The following is a 2,177-nucleotide window of genomic DNA, read 5'->3' as shown; positions in this document are numbered from 1 at the left end:
CGTGTGAGGTCGCCCCGCGCTCGGGCGAGGCCGCCCCGCGCTGGTGCGGTGCCGCCCCCCGCTCGCCCAGGGCTGCACCGCCCTCGCCCAGAGCCGACGTCCCGCCCGTGTCATGCCCCATCGCGGACAGCGCGGCACCGGACCCGGCGGGCCGGGCCGTCCCACCCTCGTGGCCGCCCGAAGGATGCCCCAGCGTATGCATCGTGACGATTCCGAGCAGCAGCGCGGCGAGCAGCAGCAGCTGCCCGTGACCCGTGCCGTTCCTCGTCCTCGCCGTCCTCATCACGCGGCAAACCCTACCCCCGCCGGGTATCCGGCGACATGCGGGCCCCCGCCGCTCCGACGATCATGAGCGCATGACGAACACGGACGAACCGGCGCAGACCGGTACGGGGACCCTGCCGGAGCCGGACCCCGCCATTCCGCGGCAGTTCATCTCCTGGGTGACGCTCGCCCTGATGACCACCGCGTCCGTCGCCAGCCTGCGCCCCTCGCCGTCGATGGCCATCTACGGCCTGGCCGCGGTCTTCCTCTACCTCCTGCCCGCCGTGGTCTTCCTGCTCCCCACCGCCCTCGTCGGCGCCGAGCTGGCCTCCGGGTGGTCCGGCGGCATCTACCGGTGGGTGAGCGAGGCGCTGGGCAAGCCGCTCGGGTTCGTGGCCGTGTGGTGCCAGTTCGCGATGACCATCGCGTACTACCCGAGCCTGCTCGCCTACGTGGCCTCGACGTTCGCGTACGTCATCCATCCGAGCCTCGCCGAGAACGGCCCCTACGTCGCGATCGTCATCGTCGTCATCTACTGGACGGGCGTCTGGATCACCTGCCGCGGCACCAAGACGGTCGCCGGGCTCTCCTCCCTCGGGCTGATCATCGGCACCCTCGTCCCCGGCGTCGTCCTCGTCGTCCTCGGCGTCGTCTTCCTGGGGCAGGGCAACGCGTCCGCCGCGCCCATGAACCCCGACCACTGGCTGCCCCCGTGGACGGGCCTCGCCAGCCTGGTGCTCATCGTCAACAACTTCCTCTCCTACGCGGGCATGGAGATGAACGGCGTCCACGTGTCGTCGCTGCGCCATCCCCGCGCCGAGTATCCGCGCTCGATCTTCCTCGCCACCGGCCTCGTCCTGCTGATCTTCATCCTTCCGGCCCTGGCCATCAGCTGGGTCATGCCGTCGGCGGAGCTCAGTCTCACCGCCGGTCTGATGCAGGCCTTCCAGGCCTTCTTCGACCACTTCCACGTCGGCTGGATGACGAAGGTCGTCGGGATCATGCTCGTCATGGCGGCGCTCGGCGGCATGCTCACCTGGCTCGCCGGGCCCGCGAAGGGGCTGGTGACGCTCGCGCGGCAGGAGGGCTATCTGCCGCCGTTCCTGCAGAAGTTCAACAAGGCGGGCGTCCCGCGCAACATCATGATCGCGCAGGGCGTCGTCACCACGCTGATCGGTGTCCTCTACGCCTTCAGCGACGACGTCTCCAGCGCGTACTGGATGTTCTCCGTCATCACCGTGCAGATCTACCTCATCGCGTACCTGCTGATGTTCGTGGCCGTCGTGCGGCTGCGGGCGTCGCAGCCGCAGGTGCCGCGCGGCTTCGTGGTCCCCGCGGTGAAGGTCGTCGCGGCCGTCGGCTTCGTCGCGTCGCTCGCCGCGCTCGCCATCGGCTTCGTGCCGCCCGACCAGTTCGGCAAGGGCCCGCTGTGGCGCTATCTGCTGATCGTCGGCGGCGGTCTGCTCGCGCTCGGCGTGCTGGCGCCCGCGGCCTTCCTCAAGTACCGCAAACCCGGCTGGATCCACCCCGAACACAGGGCGACACATGCCACGAAATAGCGTGTACCCACCGATGTCATCCCCTACGACGGCAGCCACCCCCATGGCCTCACGGCAGTCGCGGCAGCAGCGCGGACCGCACCCCGGCCGGTCCGGCCGGGCCACCGCCTCGCGCGTCGTCGCGGGCCTCCTGCTGGCCGGCGCCCTCGCGTACAGCACCTGGCCGGTCGAGGTGTTCCTGCCGACCGGGCTCTCGCCCCGCACGGCCTACGTCAGTGAACTCGCCGCCGAGGACCAGCCGTACGGGACGTTCTTCCGCACCGTGGACCTCTTCGCGGGCCTCCTCGTCCTCGCGGGAGCGGTGTGGGCGCTGCTGCGGCGGTCGCCGCGGGGGTGGTGGGTCACGGCGGGCTG

2 protein-coding genes and 1 pseudogene are annotated in these 2,177 nt (G+C 70.9%); 2 read left to right on the top strand and 1 reads right to left on the bottom strand.

What is annotated here, in order from left to right; all coding sequences use genetic code 11:
• Window positions 1-283: pseudogene (locus tag AOK03_RS39740) on the bottom strand (hypothetical protein); the annotation flags it as partial.
• Window positions 284-356: 73 nt separating this feature from the next.
• On the opposite strand from AOK03_RS39740, the gene gadC reads away from it, so the two are divergent.
• Both gadC and AOK03_RS39730 read left to right on the top strand, forming a co-directional pair.
• On the top strand, window positions 357-1,823 hold the full coding sequence (gene gadC, locus AOK03_RS39735) for a glutamate/gamma-aminobutyrate antiporter GadC (protein ID WP_055570188.1): 1,467 nt from the start codon (window positions 357-359) through the stop codon (window positions 1,821-1,823).
• A 43-nt stretch (window positions 1,824-1,866) separates the two neighbouring features.
• Window positions 1,867-2,177 (top strand): DUF998 domain-containing protein (locus AOK03_RS39730; protein WP_157869229.1); only part of this gene is annotated, 311 nt, incomplete at its 3' end.

Origin of the sequence: Streptomyces atriruber (assembly GCF_001418325.1) — a bacterium.
Lineage (GTDB): Bacteria > Actinomycetota > Actinomycetes > Streptomycetales > Streptomycetaceae > Streptomyces > Streptomyces atriruber.
This window is presented reverse-complemented; position numbering and strand designations above follow the sequence as displayed.